The 22,838-nt window shown below is 71.7% G+C and carries 24 protein-coding genes; 9 read left to right on the plus strand and 15 right to left on the minus strand.

All coding sequences use genetic code 11. The features are described from left to right. Nucleotides 1-28: 28 nt before the first annotated feature. The 5 genes from ACIHCQ_RS07880 to infC form a co-directional block, all read right to left on the minus strand. Complete coding sequence (locus ACIHCQ_RS07880) at nt 29-1,189, minus strand: ATP-binding protein (RefSeq protein WP_399658907.1); 1,161 nt, start codon at nt 1,187-1,189, stop codon at nt 29-31. A gap of 105 nt (nt 1,190-1,294) precedes the next feature. After that, nucleotides 1,295-2,140 (minus strand): TrmH family RNA methyltransferase, encoded by an 846-nt coding sequence (locus tag ACIHCQ_RS07885; protein WP_399658909.1) that lies wholly within the window; start codon nt 2,138-2,140, stop codon nt 1,295-1,297. Nucleotides 2,141-2,309: 169 nt separating this feature from the next. Further along, complete coding sequence (rplT, locus tag ACIHCQ_RS07890; protein WP_399658910.1) at nt 2,310-2,705, minus strand: 50S ribosomal protein L20; 396 nt, start codon at nt 2,703-2,705, stop codon at nt 2,310-2,312. 111 nt (nt 2,706-2,816) lie between these two features. Then, nucleotides 2,817-3,011, minus strand: coding sequence for a 50S ribosomal protein L35 (rpmI, locus tag ACIHCQ_RS07895; RefSeq protein WP_399658911.1), 195 nt, complete (start codon nt 3,009-3,011; stop codon nt 2,817-2,819). A 123-nt stretch (nt 3,012-3,134) separates the two neighbouring features. Beyond that, a complete protein-coding gene (gene infC, locus ACIHCQ_RS07900; RefSeq protein WP_399658913.1) occupies nt 3,135-3,857 on the minus strand; it encodes a translation initiation factor IF-3 in 723 nt (240 codons plus the stop codon). A gap of 350 nt (nt 3,858-4,207) precedes the next feature. Between infC and ACIHCQ_RS07905 the strand changes: the two genes are divergently transcribed. Then, a complete protein-coding gene (locus ACIHCQ_RS07905; protein WP_399658914.1) occupies nt 4,208-4,588 on the plus strand; it encodes a DUF1844 domain-containing protein in 381 nt (126 codons plus the stop codon). 8 nt (nt 4,589-4,596) lie between these two features. Here ACIHCQ_RS07905 and ACIHCQ_RS07910 read toward each other — a convergent pair whose 3' ends face one another. Further along, a complete protein-coding gene (locus ACIHCQ_RS07910; protein WP_399658916.1) occupies nt 4,597-5,355 on the minus strand; it encodes an SseB family protein in 759 nt (252 codons plus the stop codon). A gap of 95 nt (nt 5,356-5,450) precedes the next feature. On the opposite strand from ACIHCQ_RS07910, the gene ACIHCQ_RS07915 reads away from it, so the two are divergent. Then, nucleotides 5,451-6,434 (plus strand): hypothetical protein, encoded by a 984-nt coding sequence (locus tag ACIHCQ_RS07915; protein WP_399658918.1) that lies wholly within the window; start codon nt 5,451-5,453, stop codon nt 6,432-6,434. Nucleotides 6,435-6,474: 40 nt separating this feature from the next. On the opposite strand, the gene mycP is transcribed toward ACIHCQ_RS07915, so the two are convergent. Both mycP and ACIHCQ_RS07925 read right to left on the minus strand, forming a co-directional pair. Beyond that, nucleotides 6,475-7,677, minus strand: a complete 1,203-nt coding sequence (mycP, locus tag ACIHCQ_RS07920; protein ID WP_399658919.1) for a type VII secretion-associated serine protease mycosin — start codon at nt 7,675-7,677, stop codon at nt 6,475-6,477. Continuing rightward, entirely contained in the window at nt 7,674-8,516 is an 843-nt protein-coding gene (locus ACIHCQ_RS07925) for a hypothetical protein (protein WP_399658920.1), read from the minus strand. Before ACIHCQ_RS07925 ends, mycP begins: the two co-directional genes overlap by 4 nt. Before the next feature lie 133 nt (nt 8,517-8,649). Here ACIHCQ_RS07925 and ACIHCQ_RS07930 point away from each other — a divergent pair, with 133 nt between their 5' ends. The 3 genes from ACIHCQ_RS07930 (at nt 8,650) to ACIHCQ_RS07940 (ending at nt 11,332) form a co-directional block, all read left to right on the plus strand. Continuing rightward, nucleotides 8,650-8,847 carry a hypothetical protein gene (locus ACIHCQ_RS07930; RefSeq protein WP_399658922.1) on the plus strand — a complete coding sequence of 66 codons (198 nt, stop codon included), beginning with the start codon at nt 8,650-8,652 and terminating at the stop codon, nt 8,845-8,847. Between the two features lie 456 nt (nt 8,848-9,303). Then, nucleotides 9,304-9,501 carry a hypothetical protein gene (locus tag ACIHCQ_RS07935; RefSeq protein ID WP_399658923.1) on the plus strand — a complete coding sequence of 66 codons (198 nt, stop codon included), beginning with the start codon at nt 9,304-9,306 and terminating at the stop codon, nt 9,499-9,501. 628 nt (nt 9,502-10,129) lie between these two features. Further along, nucleotides 10,130-11,332 carry an amino acid deaminase/aldolase gene (locus tag ACIHCQ_RS07940; protein WP_399658924.1) on the plus strand — a complete coding sequence of 401 codons (1,203 nt, stop codon included), beginning with the start codon at nt 10,130-10,132 and terminating at the stop codon, nt 11,330-11,332. 89 nt (nt 11,333-11,421) lie between these two features. On the opposite strand, the gene ACIHCQ_RS07945 is transcribed toward ACIHCQ_RS07940, so the two are convergent. The 4 genes from ACIHCQ_RS07945 to ACIHCQ_RS07960 are packed head-to-tail and all read right to left on the minus strand — an operon-like array spanning nt 11,422 to nt 15,885. After that, nucleotides 11,422-12,297, minus strand: a complete 876-nt coding sequence (locus tag ACIHCQ_RS07945) for a DUF2510 domain-containing protein (protein ID WP_399658925.1) — start codon at nt 12,295-12,297, stop codon at nt 11,422-11,424. Between the two features lie 18 nt (nt 12,298-12,315). Beyond that, nucleotides 12,316-13,137, minus strand: coding sequence for a 3-oxoacyl-ACP reductase (locus ACIHCQ_RS07950; RefSeq protein ID WP_399658926.1), 822 nt, complete (start codon nt 13,135-13,137; stop codon nt 12,316-12,318). A 7-nt stretch (nt 13,138-13,144) separates the two neighbouring features. Continuing rightward, on the minus strand, nt 13,145-14,512 hold the full coding sequence (locus tag ACIHCQ_RS07955) for an aldehyde dehydrogenase family protein (RefSeq protein WP_399658927.1): 1,368 nt from the start codon (nt 14,510-14,512) through the stop codon (nt 13,145-13,147). 8 nt (nt 14,513-14,520) lie between these two features. Then, nucleotides 14,521-15,885: a glutamine synthetase family protein gene (locus ACIHCQ_RS07960; protein WP_399659169.1), complete on the minus strand. Its 1,365-nt coding sequence runs from the start codon at nt 15,883-15,885 to the stop codon at nt 14,521-14,523. 120 nt (nt 15,886-16,005) lie between these two features. On the opposite strand from ACIHCQ_RS07960, the gene ACIHCQ_RS07965 reads away from it, so the two are divergent. The 3 genes from ACIHCQ_RS07965 to ACIHCQ_RS07975 all read left to right on the plus strand — a co-directional run bounded on the left by ACIHCQ_RS07965 (nt 16,006) and on the right by ACIHCQ_RS07975 (nt 19,149). Further along, entirely contained in the window at nt 16,006-16,728 is a 723-nt protein-coding gene (locus tag ACIHCQ_RS07965) for a FadR/GntR family transcriptional regulator (RefSeq protein ID WP_399659170.1), read from the plus strand. A 156-nt stretch (nt 16,729-16,884) separates the two neighbouring features. Beyond that, entirely contained in the window at nt 16,885-18,363 is a 1,479-nt protein-coding gene (gene eat / locus ACIHCQ_RS07970) for an ethanolamine permease (protein ID WP_399658929.1), read from the plus strand. Between the two features lie 99 nt (nt 18,364-18,462). Then, complete coding sequence (locus tag ACIHCQ_RS07975) at nt 18,463-19,149, plus strand: gamma-glutamyl-gamma-aminobutyrate hydrolase family protein (RefSeq protein ID WP_399658930.1); 687 nt, start codon at nt 18,463-18,465, stop codon at nt 19,147-19,149. 280 nt (nt 19,150-19,429) lie between these two features. Here ACIHCQ_RS07975 and ACIHCQ_RS07980 read toward each other — a convergent pair whose 3' ends face one another. Genes ACIHCQ_RS07980 through ACIHCQ_RS07990 form a run of 3 tightly spaced genes read right to left on the minus strand, consistent with a single transcriptional unit; the run spans nt 19,430 to nt 21,732 of the window. Further along, nucleotides 19,430-20,392, minus strand: a complete 963-nt coding sequence (locus tag ACIHCQ_RS07980; protein ID WP_399658932.1) for a LysR family transcriptional regulator — start codon at nt 20,390-20,392, stop codon at nt 19,430-19,432. Between the two features lie 9 nt (nt 20,393-20,401). Further along, nucleotides 20,402-21,133 carry a helical backbone metal receptor gene (locus ACIHCQ_RS07985; protein WP_399658933.1) on the minus strand — a complete coding sequence of 244 codons (732 nt, stop codon included), beginning with the start codon at nt 21,131-21,133 and terminating at the stop codon, nt 20,402-20,404. After that, nucleotides 21,130-21,732 carry a helix-turn-helix domain-containing protein gene (locus tag ACIHCQ_RS07990; protein WP_399659173.1) on the minus strand — a complete coding sequence of 201 codons (603 nt, stop codon included), beginning with the start codon at nt 21,730-21,732 and terminating at the stop codon, nt 21,130-21,132. Before ACIHCQ_RS07990 ends, ACIHCQ_RS07985 begins: the two co-directional genes overlap by 4 nt. Before the next feature lie 170 nt (nt 21,733-21,902). Here ACIHCQ_RS07990 and ACIHCQ_RS07995 point away from each other — a divergent pair, with 170 nt between their 5' ends. Further along, a complete protein-coding gene (locus ACIHCQ_RS07995; RefSeq protein ID WP_399659175.1) occupies nt 21,903-22,808 on the plus strand; it encodes a 5'-3' exonuclease H3TH domain-containing protein in 906 nt (301 codons plus the stop codon). Nucleotides 22,809-22,838: the final 30 nt, after the last annotated feature.

Below are 22,838 nucleotides of genomic sequence, written 5' to 3' on the forward strand. Positions count from 1 at the left end.
GCGAATGAGCCGGTGGGCCGCTCAGGCCTTACTTCAGGTAGGCCGGGGCGCCGACGGGCAGGACGAATCGGAACTCCGCGCCGCCGCCGGGCCCGCGGCCGACGGTGATCGTCCCGCCGTGCGCCTCGACAATCCCCTTGACGATGTAGAGACCGAGGCCGGTCCCACCGCGTTTGCTGCCCCGCCAGAAGCGGGTGAAGACGCGGGCCATCGACTCCTCGGGGATGCCGGGGCCTTCGTCGCTCACGGTGACGGCCGTGCCCTTCTCTTCGTCCTGCGCGGATGCCGGTGCCGGTGCGGGCGCCACCTCGATGGTGACGGTTCCCTCGCCGTGGCGCACCGCGTTTTCCAGCAGGTTGCCGAGGACCTGGTCGATCTTGTCCGGGTCTGCCCACAGATCGGGCAGCTGCCGCCGGATCCGTACGAAGAAACGGTCCGGGGACTGGCCGCTGGCTATGTGCGCCTGGATGTGGCGCCCGACGGCCGCGCCGACATCGACGGGTTGGCGGCGCACCTCAAGACGTCCGGAGTCGATACGGGAGATGTCGAGCAGTTCCGCGATCAGCCGGGTGACGCGGTTGGCGTCGGCGTCGACGGTCTCCAGCATCAGCCGCTTCTGGTCGTCGGTGAACCTCTCCCACTTGGCGAGCAGCGTCGCCGTGAAGCCCTTGACGGAGGTGAGCGGCGAGCGCAGTTCGTGGGCGACGGTCGCTATCAGTTCGGCGTGGCTGCGTTCAGTACGCCGCCGGGCCTCGGTGCCGCGCAGGCTGATGACCAGCCTGCGCAGGGGCCCGGTGGGGCGCTCGCGCACATAGCGGGCCGAGACGAGGACCTCACGCCCGCCGGGCAGCAGCAGATTGCGCTCGGGCTGGCCGATACGGGTGGCGAGCCCGCCGTACGGATCGGTCAGCGTCCACCAGCGGCGGCCCTTGAGGTCCTCCAGCGGCAGCGCCCGGTCCAGCGGCAGGCCGAGGGCGTCGGCCTTGGAGATGGCGGTGATGCGTACGGCCGCATCGTTGAAGCAGACGACCCGGCCGGTCTCATCGGCGACCACCAGTCCGTCGGGGAGGTCGTCGGGGTCCAGCCCGAACGCGGGCGGGGCGACGTCGGCGGACGGCTGACGCAGGAGGTGTCCCTGCGTCTGCTGTGTCCGCTGTGTCTCCGCGGGCCTGCCCGTCCCGACTGTCATGCCCGTACCCCACCTCTCCGCCGGCGCAGTGGGTCCCGAGCACGTCACCCTACTAGCTCCACGTGACGACGCGGACCCCCTGAGCGAGTACTCCCGTCGCTCCCGTCAGTGAGCCCTGCCCACGCGCTGGGCGCGCGCCGAGGCATAGAGGCATACGGCGGCGGCGGTCGCGAGGTTCAGGCTCTCTGCCTTGCCGTGGATCGGTACGCGTACGACGGCGTCCGCGAGGGCCCGTACCTCCTCGGGCAGGCCCCAGGCCTCGTTGCCGAAGATCCAGGCGGTGGGGCCGCCCATGGTGCCCGCGTCGAGTTCGTCGTCCAGGTCGTCGTCGCCCGCGCCGTCGGCGGCCAGGATTCGCACTCCGGCGTCGCGGAGCCCCTGTACGGCCTGGGCGACGGGGACGCCGACCGCGACGGGCAGGTGGAAGTGGGAGCCGACCGAAGCCCGTACGGCCTTGGGGTTGTAGAGGTCGACGGAGGCGTCGGTGAGGACGACGGCGTCGGCGCCCGCGGCGTCCGCGCAGCGCAGTACGGTGCCCGCGTTGCCGGGGTCGCGGACGTGCGCGAGGACGGCGACGAGCCGGGGCCGCGCGGCCAGGATCTCCGCGAAGGGCGAGTCGAGGAAGCGGCAGACGCCGACGAGCCCCTGCGGGGTGACGGTCTGGGAGATCTCGGCGAGCACGGCGTCGGAGGCGTGGTGCACCCGGGCGCCCGCGGCCAGGGCGGCGGCGGTGATGTCCGCGTACCGCTCGGCGGCCTCGACGGTGGTGAAGAGCTCGACCAGGGTCGGTTCGCCGCCGGGGCCGCGGTGGGCGACGGCCTCGCGCACGGCCTGCGGGCCCTCGGCGATGAACAGCCGCTCCTTGCCGCGGAAGGCCCGCCTGGCGAGCCGCCGGGCGGCGCTGACGCGCGGGGAACGCGGAGAGATCAGCTCGGGTTCGGGGGAGGGCATGGGCCTGCGGCTCGCTTTTCGTCGACGAGAGGCGTGAACGCACCGGACCCGCAGGCCAAAGGCCTGCGGGTCGGGGAGCGGTCCGGAAGAAGCGGATCCTGCTGTACAGAGCGGTACAGAGCTGTAGAGACTGCTGTACGGAACTGCTGTACGGACGGGTCGTCGGCCGTCAGGCCGCCGCCGCCTCCGTCTTGGGAGCGTTGACGTCGCTCGGAAGCGCCTTCTGGGCGACCTCGACGAGCGCGGCGAACGCGTTGGCGTCGTTGACCGCGAGCTCGGCCAGGATCTTGCGGTCCACCTCGATGTTGGCGGCCTTCAGACCCTGCATGAGGCGGTTGTACGTCATGCCGTTCTGACGGGCAGCGGCGTTGATGCGCTGGATCCACAGCCGCCGGAAGTCGCCCTTGCGCTTCTTGCGGTCGTTGTAGTTGTAGACCAGGGAGTGGGTGACCTGCTCCTTGGCCTTGCGGTACAGGCGCGAACGCTGGCCGCGGTATCCGCTGGCCGCCGCGAGGATTGCCCGGCGCTTCTTGTGGGCGTTGACTGCCCTCTTGACGCGTGCCACTTGTTTAACTCCTTGTAGCGGGGCTGGGGCTGAGAGTTCTACTCACCCCGGCCCGGAAACGAATTGGTCCCGGTCCCGGCGCGTGTCCCCGAATCACCGGGGACACGGACATCACTTGCCGAGCAGCTTCTTGATGGTCTTCGAGTCACCCGGGGCCATCTCGGCGTTGCCCGTGAGGCGACGCGTCAGCTTGGACGACTTGTGCTCCAGCAGGTGGCGCTTGCCGGCGCGCTCGCGCATCACCTTGCCGGTGCCGGTGATCTTGAAGCGCTTCTTGGCACCGCTGTGCGTCTTGTTCTTCGGCATCGCGCCGTTATCTCCTCGTCAGTGGCGCTCCTCCGATGCGGACACCGGAGCACTGGAGCGTCAGTCTTGGTTTCTGGGGTTCCAGGGGAGAACCTGGGGCCGCCTGGCGGGCAGCCCCTCGGATCACGCCTCGGACGGCGAATCGGCAGGTGCTTCGGCGGGAGCTTCGGCAGAAGCTTCGGCGGCGGGGGCTTCAGCCTTGGCCGGAGCCTCCGCGGTCTCGTCCGCCGGTGCTTCGTCCTGCGTGTAACCCTGACGCTCCGCCTTGCGGGCGGCCTGGGCCTCACGCGCCTCGGCCATCGCCTCGGTCTTCTTCTTGTGCGGGCCGAGAACCATGATCATGTTCCGGCCGTCCTGCTTCGGGTTCGACTCGATGAAGCCGAGGTCCTCGACGTCCGAAGCGAGACGCTGCAGCAGGCGGAAGCCAAGCTCGGGCCGGGACTGCTCACGACCACGGAACATGATCGTGATCTTGACCTTGTCGCCCTGCTTGAGGAACCGGACGACGTGACCCTTCTTGGTGTCATAGTCGTGCGGGTCGATCTTCGGCCGGAGTTTCATCTCCTTGATGACCGTGTGCGCCTGGTTCTTGCGCGCCTCACGGGCCTTCATGGCCGACTCGTACTTGAACTTCCCGTAGTCCATGAGCTTGCAGACGGGCGGACGGGCTGTCGCCGCGACCTCGACCAGGTCGAGGTCGTACTCCTGCGCAAGCTCAAGGGCCTTGGCAAGCGGAACAATCCCGACCTGCTCGCCGCTGGGACCGACAAGTCGCACTTCGGGAACGCGAATCCGGTCGTTGATGCGGGGCTCGGCGCTGATGGATCCTCCTAGGTAGCACCACACGGATGTCTGGCAGGCACCGCGTAACGTCTGTTTCAGTAAGACCAACCACACCGGAACGTCAAAAATGCCCCGGACGGGAACACAGGCGGGAGCTCCTTGAATACCGGAACACCGCCGCGTAGCTACCGCGGGGCTTGTCGGGTGGCTCCATCGTCCGTACGGAACGATGGGGGCCGCCTGACCGGTGACCCGCCGTCCGGGGGACGGTCAGGTGGGAGATCGGAGCCTCCACTTGTGGGCCGGACACACAGGTGTCCGACCGGTCATTACGCAAGGTTAGCAGCTTCGGGTGACTGCGGCGAACCAAGGCGGGGAAGGCGCCGGGCCCAGTGGGGCATATCGTATGCGTCATGAGTGACGCGACCACCCCCCATGAAACTCCCGGCTACGACGACATGACCCGCGACATCGCGGAGGTCCCCGCTGTCGAGGTGATCGTCACGGTCGCGGTGAATCTGATGAGCGCGGCCGCGGTGAAGCTCGGCCTGACCGAGGACGGCGCGGACCACAAGGACCTGGACGAGGCGCGCAAGCTGGTGCACGCGCTCGCCGGTCTGATGGACGCGAGCGCGACCGAGATCAGCTCCTTCCACGCGGCGCCGCTGCGTGACGGGCTCAAGTCGCTCCAGCTGGCGTTCCGCGAGGCGTCGCTGATCGAGGACGATCCGGGTCAGGGTCCTGGCGAGAAGTACACGGGCCCGGTCTACGGCGGACGTACGCGCCAAAGCTGACGTACGCGCTAAGACTGACGTAGACGTACGTAGAGGGGCTCGCCCGGAGGGGTGGCCTCGGCCGGCAGCAGCGCCAGGTCGAGGCCCCGCACCAGGCGGGCCCTCAGTACGTCGTCGGCCGCCAGCGTCCCGGCGACCCGGTGTGCCGCCTCTGACGCCTCCGCGGGGACCGCGTCCGCCGCGAGTACCAGCGCGAGGGTGCCGTCCGCACGGCCCGCACGGCCCGGCCCCAGGTACGCGCGGTCCACCGCGGGCTCGGCAGCGACCGCCGCCCGTACCGCGGCGATGACGGAGGGGTCCGCCAGCGGGTCGGCGTTCGTACGGCCCTCGGCGAGGGCGAGCAGCGCGGGTCCTGTCAGCTGGTACGGGACGGGGCCCGCCAGATCGAGCACCAGCGTGTCGGCCTTCTCGTGGGCCGCCGCTTGCAGCGCCTGGTGGAGCGGTACGGCGACGGGGCGGGCCTCGGGGTCCCAGCGGGCGAGCGACTCGGTCGAGGTGAAGGCGGGCAGCGCTCGCCGGTCTCCCGCCGTGAGGGTGGGCACCGCCATGTCGCTGGTCTTCTCGCGGCGCAGCCCTTTCTCGTCCTCCTCCACCTCGCCGAGCACGGCGACGACCGGGACGAGGAGGCGGGCGTCGCGGAGGGCTTCGAGGACCGGGGCTTCGGCCGTGCGGTCGGCGGACCAGGCGGCGAGGGCCGCGGTCAGCGCGGGGTCGGCCGTGCCGTCGTCGTCGGAGAAACCGGAGTCGGGAATGTTCTTGAGGGCCACGCGTCGAGCGTAGCCGCCGGGTGGTGAGGGTTCTCTCATCGGGGTTTTACCTTGGGCACAGTCCTCGCTCAGCTTGGCTTTGTACCCTTCGGCGCATGTCACTACCCAGATTCCGCGTCGGTGCGCTGGCGACGACCACTGTGGTCCTCTTGGCAGGGTCGTTCACCGGGGGTACGTATGTGGTCGGCCAGTCGCGCGACGCGCGGCCGGGGACCATAACGTCATCGTTTGCTTCCGCCTTTCCTGTGGCCGGTCCTGTGGCCGGGCAGATGCAGCAGGCGAGCCGGGAGGCCACGGTGAGTGAGGAGCTCCAGGTGAATCTGGACGCGGTACTGGCCAAGGCGCTCGCGCCGGTCGCGGCGGCCACGGACGCGTCGGTGTCCGTAGCCGTACTGGATCTGGAGAGCGGGGACAGCGCGGTGCACGGCCACGACGAGTACGACACCGCGAGCATCGTCAAGGTCGACATCCTGGCCGCGCTGCTGCTTCAGGCGCAGGACGCCGGGCGGCACCTGACCGCGCAGGAGAAGAGCAGCGCCACGGCCATGATCGGGAGCAGCGACAACGACTCGGCGACCGCCCTGTGGAACACGATCGGCGGCAGCAAGGGTCTGGACGCCGCCAATAAGCGGCTCGGGCTGACCGCCACCACGGGCGGCGAGGGCGGGAGGTGGGGGCTGACGCAGACCACCGCGGCGGATCAGATTGTTCTGCTGCAGGCCGTATTCGGTACGGACTCGCAGCTGAGCGAGGCCTCGCGTACGTACATCCAGCGGCTCATGGGGCAGATCACGACTGGTCAGGACTGGGGCGTCTCGGCGGCGAGTGCCGCGGGTACTGCCGGTGCCGCGGGTGCTGCGGGTGGCGGCTGGGCGCTCAAGAACGGGTGGATGCCGCGTACCGCCACCGGTCTGTGGGACATCAACACGATCGGGCGGGTGGAGGCGGACGGGCGGACGTGTCTGGTGGCCGTGCTCTCCGACGGCAACGCCAGCATGGCTTCGGGGGTCACGCTGGTCGAGCAGGCGGCGCGGGTGGCGGTCACGGCTTTCGGCACGGCCGCCGTGAGGGCGAGCTGACGGGTGGGGCCGAGTCGGTGGATCGGGCCGACCCCGCGGGTCAGGGTGAGTTGACGTTTCTGCCGCGCCACAGGACTACGGCCGCCCCGAGCAGCAGCGCCCCAATGCCGCCCGCGAGCGGGGCGAGCCAGCCCGCCGGTTCGCTCTCCTTCTTCGCGACGACGGGGCCGGTGCCGAAGTACTGCTTGGCATAACCCGCCGACGCCGCCTTCAGATCCGCGGGGCGCAGGTTCTGCCCCGCCTTGATCGCGGCGGCCGGATCGACCATCCCGTACCCCTTGGCGTCGTCGCGACCGCCCTTGGGGCCGTTGCGAGCGGTGTCGGTGAGGAGCTTCTTGATCTGGGCCGGGGACAGCCCCGGATGAGCGGCGCGTACGAGGGCGACCGCGCCGGAGACGAACGCGGAGGCGGCGCTCGTGCCCCAGCCCTCGTAGTACTTGCGGTCCGGGTCGGCGATGACGATGTCCACGCCGGGGGCGCTGACGGTGGCGTACCAGCGGCGGGTGGAGAACACGGCGTGCGTGCCGTAGCGGTCGACGGCAGTCACGGCGATCACGCCGGGGTAGGCCGCGGGGTAGGAGATGTGGTCGCCCTTCTCGCCGCCGTTGCCGGCGGAGGCGACGACGGATGCGCCCTTGGCGAGGGCGTACTGGACGGCGGCGTCCTCGCCCGCCTCCGGGTGCGCGGACTCGCTGTCGTCGCCGAGGGAGAGGTTGATGACGTCGGCGCCCTGGTCGGCGGCCCAGCGAATGCCCTGGGCGAGGGCGGAGCCGCGGGAGGTCCGGGCCTTCTCGCGGGACTTGTCGGTGCCTTCGAGGATGACCCGGACAGGGAGGATCTTCACCTCGGGCGCGATGCCGAGTACGCCGTCCTCGCGGCCGAAGCCATGGCCGTGAGCGGCGATGATGCCGGCCATCGCGGTGCCGTGGCGGGCCCAGGCGCGGGAGCCGCGCTCCGCGCCGAAGCCGATGAAGTCCTTGCCGGGGAGTACGGATCCGGCGAGGTCGGGGTGGCTGTCGTCGACGCCGGTGTCGAGGACGGCGACGGTGATGCCGCTGCCCTTGGTGGTGGACCAGGCCTGCTCGGTGTTCATGGCGTCGAGCCCCCACTGCTTGGCTCGTATCGCGTCCGCGTGCGCGGGTGTGGCGGGCAGGAGCGCGAACGCGGTGGCGGCGAGGGCGGCGGCGAGGCGACGGCCCCTGCCCCGGTTCTGGCTCTGGCTCTGGCGGAGTGGGTTGGTCATTCGGGCTTCTCCGTGGCCGTATTGACGGTCGTGAGCAGAGTGCGGCCGATCCGGTCCGCGACGCCGTCGGCCTCGTGGCCGAGGCCCGCCTGAGCGGGTGCGGTCGTCTGGCCCTCGGCCTTGGCTTCGTCGGCGGGCTGCGGGTCGGTGACGATACGCCCGTCGGCGAAGCCCGAGACGGCGTAGACGATGACCGGCGCCTCGGTGAGAATGTTCACCGTCCAGCTCGCGCGCTGCGCGTCGCCGAACCCGGCAGCGGCGGTGCCCTTGGCGGGGAGGGTGCGCGGCATCAGATCGGCGCGCTCGGCGAGCCCTTCGGTGGTGAAGCGGGCGGCCAGGGCGCGCATGGCCTGCGCATCACCCTCGGTGAAGATCATCCCGACGGTGGTGAGGCTGCTCGTGGTGGCGTCGGTGTACGTGGCGCGCAGCGTCCGCAGACAGCCGACCGGTTGCAGGGCCGTCACCAGCAGCGGGTCGAGGGTGAGCGCGCAGACGCTGTCCGGCGCGACGGCGATCCGCGTCCAGACCCGGTCCGCGCCGCCGGGTCCCGCGCCGTCGCCGTCGAGGGTGCGCGGGAAGAGCGTGTCCACGGGGGCGCTGTGCCAGAGGGTGCGTGCCTCGGCGTACGGGGTACGGGCGGCGGAGTCGGCGCTCGAGTCACCGGTGAGCCAGCTGCCGGTGGCCGCGCCGCCGATCAGCCCGAGCCCGAGCACGATACAGGCGAGGGCACCGATCGTCCGTACGGGACGCCGGGCGCGTATCGGGCGCAACCGGGTGGTCAGCTCGGCCGGGGTCTCCGGCGGCGGCCAGGAGGACAGGCCGGGCGCGGCGTACGACACGTCGGGACGGCCGGCGGTGCCCGGCCGCGGGGTGAGGTCGACGGCCCCGACGGGCCTGCGCCGGGTGGGGGTGGGGGCTGCCCGGGGCGGCGGGGGCGTTTCGGGGCGGGGCGTGGAGCGGGGTGGCGCGGCTATGGGGCGCAGCCGGGTGGTGATCTCGACGGCCGGGGGCGTGCCGTTGAGAGGTGGCGGAGCGGGAAGCCGGAATGGGCGGCGCGCGTCGGCGACCTCGGCTGCCGTGGAGGCGTACGGCGTCGGCGCGTCGGAAGCCGTACTGGACCGCGACGCGAAGGCGCCCGACCCGCCGGTGGTCGACGGGCGGCCCGCCTGAGTGCGGGAGGGTGACGCGGCCGGAGGCGCAGCGGGGGGCGGCGGAGCCGAGGAGGGGGTCCCCCCAGGCCGAAGGCCCTGGGGGGACAACGGGCGACGGGCCTCGTCGGAGGCTGCGAAACGGTCGTCCGACCCCGGCTGCCCCGACTGCCCGCCGTCACCTCCCCTGGAGGCGTACGGCGTCGGCGCACCAGGAAACGCTGCCCGGGCGGCATCGCCGCGTCCTGGGCCCATCGGCGCAGGCGGCCCTGACGGGGCCGGCGGACCGGTGCGCGGACCACGGGCCGCCCGGCCCTCCGCGGGCTCCCCGCCCGAAGGCGCAGCCGGGCGGCCCGGCGCGGCAGCCCTGGATGCCGGAGTCACCGGCGCCGCCGCAAAACGGTCGTCCGAGCGCGGCTGCCCGCCGTCGCCTCCCGTGGAGGCGTAAGGCGTAGACACACCAGCGGACGCGGACCGGGTGACGTCGCCGCGCCCCGGAGTCATCGGCGCCGCCGAAGAGCGGAACGGACGGCCCACCCCCTCGACTGCGCCGAAACGGTCGTCCGAACGCGACTGCCCGGACTGTCCGTCGTCGCCGCGCCGCGACGCCGCCGCCGACGCCGCCGCCGACGCCGCCGCCGAAGAGCGGAACGGGCGGCGCGCCTGCCCCGGCTGACCGCCGTCACCGGCCGTGGGCGCGGCCTGCATCGGCGCGGCCGACGCCGTACCCGACTGCGACCGCGACCGCGACGCGAAAGCGCCCGCTCCGCCAGTGGTCGAAGGCCAACCCGTCTCCGAGCCGCCGGCCTCGCCTCCCGTGGAGGCGTACGGCGCAGGCGGGCCCGGCGGACCGGTCCGCGGGCCACGGGCCGCCCGACCCTCCGCGGGCACCCCGCCCGAAGGCGCAGCCGAGCGCCCCGGCGCGGCAGCGCCAGGCACCCGAGTCACCGGCTCCGGCTCCGGGGGCAGGAATTCCGTGATGCCCGACGCGCGCAGCGGCTTCGGGGCCGTCTCCGGTGGGGCCAGCGCATCAGCGATACGGGAGGTGTTGAGCGTCGTCTCGCCGGGGTCGGACCGAGGCGGGACCGGGCCGGGAGGGCGCTGTGCCTCCGCGCTCATCCCGCCCCCCTGTTCCTCGTCCACGTACACCGACGGATCGCCATGCGGGGCAGGCCCGTTCGTCACAGCGTGTCCATCACTCTACGGGCTGGAGGACGCCCGGCGGCAACGAGGCCGGAGGTGCGGGGGGATCTGCCCAAATCGTCCCCCTACCCCGCGGTAATCAAGTCTGGCAAGCTCGGGCCATGACTCCCCGTGCCGCTGACCGGGCCCGCTATGACGGGGCCACCGCCCAGCTTGCCGCCCCGCTCGCCGTCGTAGATCTCGACGCTTTCGACGCCAACGCCGACGATCTGGTGCGCAGGGCGGGCGGAAAGCCGATCCGCGTGGCGAGCAAGTCCGTACGCTGCCGGGCGCTCCTGGAACGGGTGCTGGCGCGGGACGGGTTCGCGGGGATCATGTCGTACACGCTGGACGAGTCGCTGTGGCTGGCGCGGGCCGGTTTCGACGACGTACTGCTGGCCTATCCGTCGGTGGACCGGGCCGCTTACGCCGAGCTCGCGGGCGACCCCAAGCTGGCCGCCGCGGTGACCGTGCTCGTGGACGATCCGGCGCACCTCGACCTGATCGACCGGGCGCGCGGCAGCGGCAAGGAGGAGATCCGGCTCTGTCTGGAACTCGACACCGCGCTCCACCTGCTGGGCGGCCGGGTACGGATCGGCGCGCGCCGTTCGCCGCTGCGCGAGCCCGCACAGCTGGCCGAACTGGCCCGGTCGATCGCGCGCCGCCCGGGGTTCCGGCTGGTGGGGCTGATGGCGTACGAGGGGCATATCGCGGGCGTCGGCGACTCGCTGGCGGGCCGCCCGGTGCGCTCCCGCGTCATCCGGCTGATGCAGAGCACCGCGCGCAGGGAGGTGGCCGACCGGCGGGCGGCGGTGGTGCGCGCGGTACGGACGGTGGCGCCGGATCTGGAGTTCGTCAACGGCGGCGGCACCGGCAGTGTCCAGCACACGGCCGCCGAGGACGCGGTCACCGAGATCGCCGCCGGGTCCGGGCTGTACGTCCCGCGGCTGTTCGACAACTACACGTCGTTCACGGGCCGCCCAGCCGCGCTCTTCGCGCAGCCGGTGGTGCGCAGGCCGGGCGTGGGAGTGGTGACGGTGCTCGGCGGTGGCTACCCGGCCTCCGGCGCGGCGGGCGCGGACCGGCTGCCGGTCCCGTATCTGCCGGAAGGGCTGCGCTACGACGCCCAGGAGGGCGCGGGCGAGGTACAGACCCCGCTGCTCGGCTCGCCCGCCGACGATCTGCTGATCGGCGACAAGGTGTGGTTCCGGCACGCGAAGGCCGGGGAGATGTGCGAGCGTTTCGACACCCTGCACCTGATCGAGGGTGACCGGGTGACGGGTTCCGCGCCGACGTACCGGGGAGAGGGCCGTACGTTCCTGTAGGACCCTCGGTGTCATCCCTGGCCGTCATCCCTGGCCGTCATCCCTGGCCGTCATCCCTGGCCGTCATCCCTGGCCGTCATCCCTGGCCGTCATCCCTGGCCGGGGCCGATACTGCTGCCGACGCCGCCGCTCGTGGCGTCGCCGATCGGGCGGATGCTCGCGACGATCCGGTCCATCTCGGCGAGTCCGGGTCCCTGCGGCCCCGCGTCGAAGGCGAAGCGGACGACGACGAGGGCCTCGGTACCGACCGTGGAGGGGAAGGCCAGCGACTGGACGTACCCGCCGGGACCGGCTCCGGTGATGACGCGCCAGCGCACCAGGTAGCCCGCGCGCCCGGCGACCGCGACGGCCTGGGACTTGACCACGCTGTGGGACGTGATGCCGCCGTAGACGCGCGCGCCGAGGGCGTCTTCCAGGTACGCCTTGTCGGCCGCCGTCGCGATGTCCAGTTTGGCGAGCGCCACGGGCGAGGTCACGTCGGTCCCGGTGGCGGTGAGGGAGGACACCCGGCCGCGGCGGCAGAGCGACGAGCCGCCGCCGGGGCAGTCGTAAGTGCCGTCCGTGACCATCGTGGCACCGTCGTCGAGCGAGCTGTCGGACTTCACCCAGCCCTCGGGTATGGGCATGGAGATGCCGTTGAGCTGGTCGGTCAGGAGAGCGGATTCAGCGGTCGCGGGCGGGCTGCCAGGACTACTCGGACTGCTCGGACTGCTCTGCGGGGCGGATACGGAGACGGGTGGCGGGGCCTTGTCCGCCTCGTCGTCCTTCCCGAGCAGTACGACTCCGGTGGCGACGGCCGCGACGAACACGACGCCCGCCGTCACCAGCGCCACAAGCCGGCCCTTGCCCCGGCCGCTGGAGCCCATGGGCCGTGTGTGCGCCGTCCACACGGTCCCGTCCCACCAGCGTTCAGTGCCGGGCACGCTGGGGTCCGGGTACCAGCCCGCCGGGGTCGTCATGCTCATCCGGCCACCCTATGAGACCTACAGGGGCGTGACGTACGCCCCCGAGAGCCCGCCGTCGACCAGGAAGTCGGTCGCGTTGATGAAGGAGGAATCGTCGCTGGCGAGGAACGCCACGGCGGCGGCGATCTCCTCCGCCTCCGCGAACCGTCCCGCCGGGATGTGCACCAGGCGGCGCGCGGCGCGCTCCGGGTCCTTGGCGAACAGCTCGCGCAGCAGCGGGGTGTTGACAGGACCCGGGCAGAGCGCGTTCACCCGGATCCCCTCGCGCGCGAACTGCACACCCAGCTCACGCGACATGGCGAGCACGCCGCCCTTGGAGGCCGTGTACGAGATCTGCGAGGTCGCCGCGCCCATGATCGCCACGAAGGAGGCGGTGTTGATGATGGAGCCGCGGCCCTGGCGCTGCATATAGGGGATGACTGCCTTGCAGCACAGGTATACGGAGGTGAGGTTGACGTCCTGAACCCTTCTCCAGGCGTCGAGGCCGGTGGTGAGGATCGAGTCGTCGTCGGGCGGCGAGATGCCCGCGTTGTTGAACGCGATGTCCACGCTGCCGTAGGTGTCGTACGCCGTCTTGAACAGCGCGTCGACCTGCTCGGGGTCGGTGACGTCCACGCGTACGAAGGTGCCGCCGACCTCTTCGGCGGCTGCCTTGCCCGCGGTCTCGTCGATGTCGCCGCAGACGACGCGCGCGCCCTCGGAGGCCAGTCGGCGCGCGGTGGCCAGGCCGATGCCGCTGCCGGCGCCGGTGATGACTGCGGTACGGCCCACCAGGCGGCGGCAGCTGTTGGTCTCGGTCGACGTCTCGGTCGTCGTCTCGGTCGTCGTCTCGGTCGTCATGGTGTGGTCAGGCCTCCGTGCTGATGAAGATGTTCTTGGTCTCGGTGAAAGCGGTGAGGGCGTCGGGGCCGAGTTCCCGGCCGAGGCCGGACTGCTTGTAGCCGCCGAACGGCGTCGAGTAGCGGACGCTGCTGTGGGAGTTGACGGAGAGGTTGCCCGCGGCGACGGCGCGCGAGACGCGGATCGCGCGGCCGACGTCCCGGGTCCAGATCGAACCCGACAGGCCGTACTCGGTGGCGTTGGCGAGGCGGATCGCGTCGGCCTCGTCCTCGAAGGGGAGGACGACGGCGACCGGCCCGAAGATCTCTTCCGTGGCGGCCGGGTCGTCCGCTTCGAGGCCGGTGAGGACGGTCGGCGGGAACCAGAAGCCGGGTCCTTCGGGGGCGGTGCCGCGGATCGCCTTCAGCGTCAGCTGCTCGGGGACGTACGCGCGTACCCGCTCCAGCTGCGCCTGTGAGATCAGCGGGCCCATCTGGGTCTTCTCGTCGGCCGGATCGCCGACGACGACCGACTCGACGGCGGGCGCGAGCTGCTCCAGGAACCGGTCGTACACGGAACGCTGGACAAGCACACGGCTGCGCGCGCAGCAGTCCTGGCCGGAGTTGTCCAGGAAGGACATGGGGGTGGCGGCGACCGCGGCTTCGAGGTCGGAGTCCGCGAAGACGATATTGGGGCTCTTGCCGCCGAGTTCGAGCGTTACGCGCTTCACCCGCTCGGCGCACCGCGCCATGATCTGTTTGCCGACCCGGGTGGAGCCGGTGAACACGATCTTCGCGACGCCCGGATGTTCGACCAGCGCGCTGCCCGCTTCGTCGCCCGCGCCCGGCAGCACCTGGAAGAGATGCTCGGGAAGGCCTGCCTCCAGGGCGAGTTCGGCGAGGCGCAGCGCGGTCAGCGGGGTCGTCTCGGCGGGCTTGAGGAGTACGGCGTTTCCGGCGGCGAGCGCCGGGGCCGTGCCCCAGGCGGCGATCGGCATGGGGAAGTTCCACGGCGCGATCACGCCGATGACGCCGAGCGGTTCGAGGATGGTGAGGTCGAGGCCGCCGGCGACCGGGATCTGGCGGCCGTTGAGCCGCTCCACTCCCCCGGCGGCGAAGTCGAGGAGGTCGCGGACGTTGCCCGCCTCCCAGCGGGCGTTGCCGATGGTGTGACCGGCTTCCCGGACCTCCAGCTGGGCGAGTTCTTCGAGGTGTCCGTCGACGGCCGCGGCGAAGCGGCGCAGCAGCCGGGCGCGGTCGGCGGGGGCGGCGGCGGCCCAGCCGCGTTGGGCCTTCGTCGCCAGTCCCACTGCCGCGTCGACCTCGGCGGCGGTCGTCGCCCGTACGGTGGTGATGACCTGCCCGGTCGCGGGGTTGAGTACCTCATGCGACGACAAAACGTGCCTCACAGACGTTCGAAGGAGCGGCGGAGCTCCCAGTCGGTCACCGCGGCGTCGAACGCGTCGAGCTCGACCCGCGCCATGTTCCGGTAGTGCGCGACGACTTCGTCGCCGAAAGCGGCCTTGGCTATGGGGCTGGTCTCCCAGAGCTCGGCGGCTTCGCGCAATGTGGTGGGGACCTGCGCGTATCCGGCGGTGTACGCGTTGCCCGTGCAGGCCTCCGGCAGTTCGAGCTGCTGCTCGATGCCGTACAGACCGGCCGCGACGAGACCCGCGACGGCGAGGTGCGGGTTGACGTCGCCGCCCGGCAGCCGGTTCTCGAAGCGCATCGAGCGGCCGTGGCCGACGACGCGGAGGGCGCAGGTGCGGTTGTCGTAGCCCCAGGCGACGGCGGTCGGCGCGAAGGAGCCGGGCTGGAAGCGTTTGTAGGAGTTGATGTTCGGCGCGTACAGGAGGGAGAAGTCCCGCAGCGCGGCCAGCTGACCGGCCAGGAAGTACCGCATGACCTGCGACATTCCGCCGGGGCCTTCGCCCGCCATGACGTTGGCTCCGGTCTCGTCCTGGAGGGAGAGGTGGATGTGGCAGGAGTTGCCCTCGCGCTCGTTGTACTTGGCCATGAAGGTGAGCGAGACGCCCTCCTGGGCGGCGATCTCCTTCGCGCCGGTCTTGTAGACCGCGTGCTGGTCGCAGGTGACCAGGGCTTCGTCGTACTTGAAGACGATCTCGTGCTGGCCCGGGTTGCACTCGCCCTTGGCGGACTCGACCACCAGGCCCGCCGCTGTCATCTCGTTGCGGATGCGGCGCAGGAGCGGTTCGATACGGCCGGTACCGAGGACCGAGTAGTCGATGTTGTACTGGTTGGCCGGGATGAGGTCGCGGTAGTTGCGGTCCCAGGCCTCCTCGTACGTGTCCTTGAAGACGATGAACTCGAGTTCCGTACCGACGTGGGCGGTGAAACCGTGCTCGGCGAGGCGCTCCAGCTGGCGGCGCAGGACCTGGCGGGGCGCGGCGACGACGGGTGAGCGGTCGTTCCAGGCGAGGTCGGCGATGAGGAGTGCCGTGCCCTCGTTCCAGGGGACGCGGCGCAGCGTGGAGAGGTCCGGGTGCATGGCGAAGTCGCCGTAGCCGCGCTCCCAGGAGGACATCTCGTAGCCGTCGACGGTGTTCATCTCGGTGTCGACGGCGAGGAGGTAGTTGCAGCCCTCGGTGCCGTGGGCCAGGACGTCTTCGAGGAAGAAAGGCGCGGCGAACCGCTTGCCCTGAAGCCGCCCCTGCATGTCGGGGAAGGCCAGGACGACAGTGTCGATCTCGCCGCTCGCGACGAGGGCGCGGAGCTCCTCGATCCCGAGCGGGGGTTTGCGGTCTGCCAGATCTGCCAGGTCTGCCACGGGATTGCTCCTCCTTGGGTCAGCCGGAAGCCATAAGGTATTACCCAAGACCATTGCATGGGAAGAGGGAACCGCGACGTGATGGAGACGGGTGTGGCGCAGATGAGTGAACCGGCCGACCGGCTGACACCTGTACTGCGCCCGGTGCGCGCGGGCAACGGCTTCGAGGAGGCGCTGGAACAGATTCTTCAGCTGCTGCGCCTCGGCCTTGTCTCCGGCGGCGACCGGCTGCCCGCGGAGCGGGAGCTCGCGGACCGGATGGGGATCAGCCGGGTCACGCTGCGCGAGGTGCTGAAGGTCCTCACGGAGCAGGGTCTGGTGGAGAGCAGGCGCGGGAGGTACGGCGGTACGTTCGTGCTGCACCGCCCCGACACCCACGGCGAGGACGAGCTGAGGCGGCGCGTGGCGGCGGTGGACGTCGAGGACACGCTGCGCTTCCGGGAGGTGCTGGAGGTGGGGGCGGCGGGGCTGTGCGCCGCGCCGCCCGGGCTGACGGACGAGGACGCGCGGCGGCTGCGGGCGGCGCTCGCCGCGACGCACGACGCCCCGCTGGCGGAGTACCGCAGGCAGGACACGCTGCTGCACCTCACGCTGGCCGAGCTGTCCGGCTCGGCGACGCTGACCTCGCAGTACGCGGCGGTGCGGGCGACGCTGAACGAGCTGCTGGACTGCATTCCGCTGCTCGTACGGAATCTGGAGCACTCGCAGCAGCAGCACGAGGCACTGGTGGGCGCGGTGCTGGAGGCGGACGCGGACGCGGCGCGTGAGGTGATGCGGGAGCACTGCGAGGGGACGGCGGCGCTGTTGCGGGGCTTCTTGCCGTGAGGCGCGGCTCCGGCCGGCCGCGTACGGCTCCCGCGCGGACCGAACCGGCCGAACCGGCCGAACTGTAACCGCAGCTTTACGCAGAGGGCTTGCGCACCGGCGATGCCTACCGCAAAGGTGTCCGCACAAACCTTTGACCTCTGCCAGGAGCGACTCATGGCCGAAGGCACCACCACGCCGTCCACGCCGCCCACCCCGTCCCCCGCGACTCCCCCGCCTTCCTCCGCCGACGACGCCTATATGAAACGGCGCGCCCTGCGCAGCGGCAGCGCCGGCTGGCTGCTGCTCACCGGGCTCGGCGTCGCCTACGTCGTGTCCGGAGACTTCTCCGGCTGGAACATCGGCCTGGCCGAGGGCGGCTTCGGCGGGCTCGCGATCGCCACCCTGCTGATGGGCGCGATGTACGCCTGTCTGGTTTTCGCGCTCGCCGAGCTGTCGGCGATCCTGCCGACGGCGGGCGGTGGCTACGGCTTCGCCCGCCGCGCGCTCGGCACCTGGGGCGGGTTCCTGACCGGCACCGCGATCCTCATCGAGTACATCCTCGCGCCCGCAGCGATCTCCATCTTCATCGGCGACTACGTCGAATCGCTCAAACTGTTCGGCCTGGAGTCGAGCTGGCCGGTCTATCTGGGCTGCTTCGTGATCTTCATCGGCATCCATCTGTGGGGTGTCGGTGAGGCGCTGCGCTTCAGCCTGGTGGTGACGGCGATCGCGGTCGCGGCGCTGCTGATCTTCGCGGTCGGCGCGTTCACGGACTTCAGCGCGGGCAACCTCGACGACATCCCCGTCGACAAGGACGCGTTCGGCTCCGGCTCCTGGCTGCCGTTCGGCCTGCTGGGCATCTGGGCGGCGTTCCCCTTCGGCATGTGGTTCTTCCTGGGCGTCGAGGGCGTGCCGCTGGCGGCGGAGGAGGCGAAGGACCCGGTGCGTTCCATGCCACGTGCGCTCGCCATCTCCATGGGCATCCTGGCGCTGCTGGCACTGCTGACCTTCTTCGCCGCGACCGGCGCGCGTGGCTCCAACGCCATCCAGGCGGCGGGAAACCCGCTGGTGGTGGCGTTGCAGGGGGACGGCGACCCGACGCCGCTGAGCCGCTTCGTCAACTACGCGGGCCTGGCGGGCCTGGTGGCGTCCTTCTTCTCGCTGATCTACGCGGGCTCCCGACAGCTCTTCGCGCTCTCGCGGGCGGGCTATCTGCCGCGGTTCCTGTCGCTGACGAGCCGGCGGAAGTCGCCGTATCTGGGACTGCTGATTCCGGGGGCGATCGGCTTCGCGCTGGCGGCGGGGACGGGGGACGCCGCGCGGATGCTGAACATCGCGGTCTTCGGCGCGACGATCTCGTACGCGCTGATGGCGCTGTCGCACATCGTGCTGCGGCGCCGGGAGCCGGACCTCCCGCGTCCGTACCGCACGCCGGGCGGTGTCGTCACCTCGTCGGTCGCGTTCGTACTCGCGCTGTCCGCGCTGGTGGCGACGTTCCTGGTGGACAAGGACGCGGCGTTCATCGCGGTGGGGGTCTATGCCGTCGCCCTCGCGTACTTCGCGTTCTACAGTCGGCATCATCTGGTCGCGAGGGCGCCGGAGGAGGAGTTCGCGGCGCTGGCGGCGGCCGAGGCGGAACTCGAACGGACCTGACCTGACGTGACCTGACCTGACCCGTACCGAACTGACCGAACCGAACTGACCGAATGAACTGACTCAAACCGAACTGGCTCGAAAGGAACGGAGCACGCTGTGCCCAGGCCCCTCATCGGCGTCACGACATATTCGGAGTCGGCCAAGTGGGGCGTGTGGGAGATGCCCGCGGCGCTGCTCCCGGCCGGGTACGCCCGCCTGATCCAGTCGACGGGCGGCATGGCCGCGCTGCTCCCGCCGGACGACCCGGCCGTGGCGGCGTCGGCCGTGTCCCGGCTGGACGGCCTGATCATCGCGGGCGGCGCGGATGTCGAGCCCGTACGGTACGGGGCCGAGCCCGATCCCCGCACCGGCCCGCCGGCACGGGAGCGTGACGCCTGGGAACTCGCCCTGATCCGGGCGGCGCTGGAGTCCGGGACACCGCTGCTGGGGGTCTGCCGGGGCATGCAGCTGCTGAACGTGGCCCTGGGCGGGACGCTGGTCCAGCACCTGGACGGGCACACCGGGGGTGTGGGCGTCTTCGGCGAACACACGGTGAAGCCGGTCCCGGGCACGCTGTACGGGGAGCTTGTCCCGGAGGAGTCGTCCGTCCCGACGTACCACCACCAGTCGGTGGACCGCCTGGCCGACGCGCTGACGGCGAGCGCGTACGCGGAGGACGGCACGGTGGAGGCACTGGAACTCAGGGCCGCCGAGGCCGGCCAGTGGGTGCTCGGGGTGCAGTGGCATCCGGAGATGGGCCAGGACACGAGGGTGGTGGCGGGGCTGGTCCGGTCGGCGGCCTGAGCCCGTGGGTTCGCTGATCGGTCACGAGCCGCGCGCCGGGACTCCCGGCCAGGCTTGAATTGCCGGGCCACCGGCAAAGACCAGCCCCTCTGGGGGTAGCTCCCATGCCGAAGGCTGTGGGGGAGATTGAGGAGCGGGGTTCGGGGCGGAGCCCCGACGCGTTCAGCCTCGCCGGCGATTGAGGCGCGGGGGCTCGGGGGCAGTGCCCCCGACAAGGGCCCGCACGGCCGCAGGCGCGGCACCCGCCGGGGGCCAGAGGCCCATGAGCCGGGTTACCGGGTTACTCCGTCGGCCGGCCCCTTCGGGTCAGCGTCAGCAGGTCGCGCGCCGGGCCCGTTGGGCGGTGGGACGTCGGCCAGACCGCCCGCAGGTCGCGGCGCAGGCGGATCGCCTCCACCGCGACCTCCACCAGGCGGCGCGACGCCAGCTCCTCCCGCACCGCCAGTTCGCTCAGCACCGCCGGGCCCGCGCCGCTCACCGCCGCCGCCTTCACCGCCGTCGTGGAGGCGAGTTCGAGCAGCGGTTCCGCGAGGCCGCCGTGCGCGGACAGCGCCGAGTCGAGGACCTGGCGCGTGCCCGAGCCCCGTTCCCGCAGGATCAGCGGCGCCGCCGCCAGTTCCGCCGCCGCCAGCGGCGCACGGCGGCGGGCCCACGCATGACTCGGCCCCGCCACCACCACGAGGCGGTCGTGCCCGATGACCGTCCCGTCCAGGCCCTCCGGCACGGACAGGCCCTCCACAAACCCCACGTCCGCCTCGCCCGCGAGCAGCCGCCGCGCCACCATCGCCGAGTTCCCGGCCAGCAGCGAGACCGCCGTGCCGGGGCGCTCCGCCCGCAGCGCGATCAGCCACCCCGGCAGCAGGTACTCCGCGATGGTCATGCTCGCCGCCACCCGCAGCCGCGAGTCACGCCGCCCGCGCAGTGCCTGCGCGCCGACGTCGAACGCCTCCGCCGCCTCCACCACGCGCCGCGCCCAGTCCGTGACCAGCGCCCCCGCGTCCGTAAGCCGGGAGCCGCGCGGGGACCGGTCGACCAGGGCCACGCCCAGTTGCCGTTCCATCGAACGGATCCGGCTGCTCGCGGCCGGTTGGGTGATGCCGAGCTCGCGCGCCGCGCGTCCCATGCTGCCGTGCCTGGCCACGGCGAGCAGCAGCTCCAGTCCCCCGAGGTCGGGCACCCGGTGCGCGAGCGGGACACGTACCTCGTTCTGGTTCCGGTTCTCGTCCCCGCCCGTCTCGCTCATAAAGCCAGCTTATGGGAGGGCCGATCGCAGCGCCGCGCCGAGTACCGCCGGCGCCTCGGCCAGTGACGGCCCGTACCAGGTCAGATGGCGCCCGCTGACCAGGGCTGCAGGCACTCCGGGGAAGGCCTCGGGCCCGTCGTCCGCCGTGAAGCGGTACGGCTCGTCGGGCAGGACGACCAACTGGGCGCCGCAGTCCCGCAGCTCGTCGAGCGGGATACGCGGATAGCGCTCGGTGTGCGTCGCGTAGACGTTGGCGACGCCGAGCCGGGCGAGCAGATCACCGGCGAAGGTGTCCCGGCCGAGCACCATCCACGGCCGCCGCCAGACCGGCACAACCGCGCGCCGCACGATCGCGGGCCGCGCGACCGCGTCCCACGCCGCCCACGCCGCCTCCGCCTCGTCCAGCCAGCGCGGCCGCGCCACCCCGCACCCGGCCACGAGCACCCGTTCCAGCTCGCGGAACGCCTGCCCCAGGTCACGTACTTCCGTCACGAGCACCTCGATGCCCGCCGCCCGCAGCTCGGCAAGATCGGATTCCCGGTTCTCCTCCTCGTTCGCGATGACGAGATCGGGGCGCAGCCGGATCACGGCGGCCACGTCCGGGTTCTTGGTGCCCCCGACCCGTACGACGTCGAGGCCGGCCGGATGGTCGCACCACTCGGTGGCCCCGACCAGCAGCCCCGGCGCGCTGACGGCCACGGCCTCGGTCAGCGAAGGGACCAGCGAGACGACCCGCGTCACGCCTGCTTTGCCTCGATGTGGTCGGCCACGGCCACGACGAGAATGCGGGTGTCGGGCGCGGTGGCCCGCCACCGGTGCCGTACGCCCCCGGAGAGGAAGAGACTGTCGCCGCGCTCCAGCCGGAAGGCCCTGCCTTCCGCCTCCACCTCGGCGGCGCCGTCGGCGATGTACATCAGCTCGTCGTTGGGGTGCTGGAATTCGCGGCCGGTGTCGTGTTCCCCGGTGAATTCCATGGCGTGCAGCTGATGATGTCCGCGTATGAGCGGGCGGACGCCGGTGCCGGGCGGGAACTCGGTGTCGTCATCGGCGCGTACGAGATCGACGGTGCGCGCCGGGTCGGAGGCGGCGAGCAGCTGGACGGCCGTGGTCTCCAGCGCGTCGGCGACCCGCTGGAGCGAACGCTTGCTGGGGCGGGCCCGCTCGTTCTCGACCTGGCTGAGGAAAGGCACGGAGAGGCCGCTGCGCGCCGCGACCGCGGCGAGCGTGAGGTCGAGGGCCCGTCGGCGTCTGCGGACAGCCGCGCCCACCCGAAGAGGCTCGGTCTCCTTCGGGTCCTTCTGGTCCTGGTCCTTCGGACCTCGCGCGTCCATCGCATCCATGGCGTCCATCGCGTCCGTCGCGTCCATCGCGTCCATCTGCCGGGCTCCCCTTCCCTGGTCCTGTCTCACCTTACGCAGCTTCCCGCTGCCGGTGTTCACAGAGCGGCGAGTGCGACGGCGGGTGACTGTCAGTGGCGTACGGCATCATCAGGGTTGTGACGCGACGCCTGATGCTCCTCGACACCGCTTCCCTCTATTTCCGCGCATATTTCGGGGTCCCCGATTCCGTACGGGCCCCGGACGGCACTCCGGTGAACGCCGTGCGCGGCCTGCTGGACTTCATCGCCCGGCTGGTCCAGGACCACCGGCCCGATGATCTGGTGGCCTGCTGGGACAACGACTGGCGGCCACAGTGGCGGGTCGAACTCATTCCCTCCTACAAGGCGCATCGCGTCGCGGTGGAGCGGGAGCTCGGACCGGACGAGGAGGAGACTCCGGACGCGCTGGCCCCTCAGGTCCCGGTGATCGAGGATGTTCTCGACGCGATAGGGATCGCCCGCGTCGGCGCCGATGGGTACGAGGCGGATGACGTCATCGGCACGCTCACCGCGCGCGCCACCGGCCCGGTGGACATCATCACCGGCGACCGCGACCTCTTCCAGCTGGTGGACGACGCGCGTGGCAGGCGGGTGCTGTACCCGTTGAAGGGCGTGGGGTCGTTGCAGGTCACAGACGAGGCGTGGCTGCGCGAGAGGTACGGCGTCACCGGTCCTGGCTATGTCGATCTGGCGCTGCTGCGGGGCGATCCGAGCGACGGGCTGCCGGGGGTCCCCGGGATCGGCGAGAAGACCGCGGCGAAGCTGCTGGACGCGTTCGGCGACCTGGCCGGGATCATGGCCGCGGTCGACAGCCCGTCCGCGAAGCTGACGCCGTCGCAGCGTAAGCGGCTGGACGAGGCGCGGAGCTACCTCGCGGTCGCACCGACAGTCGTACGGGTCGCCTCGGACGTGCCGCTGCCGGACTTCGACCCCGCGCTGCCGTCCGAGCCGCGCGATCCGGCCTCGCTGGACGAGCTCGCGGCCCAGTGGGGGCTTGGCGGCTCGCTGAAGCGTCTACTGACCGTGCTCCAGGGCTGAGGTGTTAGCTTAGGTAAGCCTAAGCAATGC

Origin of the sequence: Streptomyces sp. NPDC052236 (genome assembly GCF_044548015.1) — a bacterium.
In the GTDB taxonomy this organism is placed as follows: Bacteria; Actinomycetota; Actinomycetes; order Streptomycetales; family Streptomycetaceae; genus Streptomyces.

Coding starts and splice junctions, on each gene's coding strand:
- ACIHCQ_RS07880 (WP_399658907.1), bottom strand. CDS start 1,189: ATGACAGTCGGGACGGGCAGGCCCGCGGAGACACAGCGGACACAGCAG.
- ACIHCQ_RS07885 (WP_399658909.1), bottom strand. CDS start 2,140: ATGCCCTCCCCCGAACCCGAGCTGATCTCTCCGCGTTCCCCGCGCGTC.
- rpmI (WP_399658911.1), bottom strand. CDS start 3,011: ATGCCGAAGAACAAGACGCACAGCGGTGCCAAGAAGCGCTTCAAGATC.
- ACIHCQ_RS07905 (WP_399658914.1), top strand. CDS start 4,208: ATGAGTGACGCGACCACCCCCCATGAAACTCCCGGCTACGACGACATG.
- ACIHCQ_RS07915 (WP_399658918.1), top strand. CDS start 5,451: ATGTCACTACCCAGATTCCGCGTCGGTGCGCTGGCGACGACCACTGTG.
- mycP (WP_399658919.1), bottom strand. CDS start 7,677: ATGACCAACCCACTCCGCCAGAGCCAGAGCCAGAACCGGGGCAGGGGC.
- ACIHCQ_RS07930 (WP_399658922.1), top strand. CDS start 8,650: ATGGGGCGCAGCCGGGTGGTGATCTCGACGGCCGGGGGCGTGCCGTTG.
- ACIHCQ_RS07940 (WP_399658924.1), top strand. CDS start 10,130: ATGACTCCCCGTGCCGCTGACCGGGCCCGCTATGACGGGGCCACCGCC.
- ACIHCQ_RS07945 (WP_399658925.1), bottom strand. CDS start 12,297: ATGAGCATGACGACCCCGGCGGGCTGGTACCCGGACCCCAGCGTGCCC.
- ACIHCQ_RS07950 (WP_399658926.1), bottom strand. CDS start 13,137: ATGACGACCGAGACGACGACCGAGACGACGACCGAGACGTCGACCGAG.
- ACIHCQ_RS07965 (WP_399659170.1), top strand. CDS start 16,006: ATGAGTGAACCGGCCGACCGGCTGACACCTGTACTGCGCCCGGTGCGC.
- eat (WP_399658929.1), top strand. CDS start 16,885: ATGGCCGAAGGCACCACCACGCCGTCCACGCCGCCCACCCCGTCCCCC.
- ACIHCQ_RS07980 (WP_399658932.1), bottom strand. CDS start 20,392: ATGAGCGAGACGGGCGGGGACGAGAACCGGAACCAGAACGAGGTACGT.
- ACIHCQ_RS07990 (WP_399659173.1), bottom strand. CDS start 21,732: ATGGATGCGATGGACGCGCGAGGTCCGAAGGACCAGGACCAGAAGGAC.
- ACIHCQ_RS07995 (WP_399659175.1), top strand. CDS start 21,903: ATGCTCCTCGACACCGCTTCCCTCTATTTCCGCGCATATTTCGGGGTC.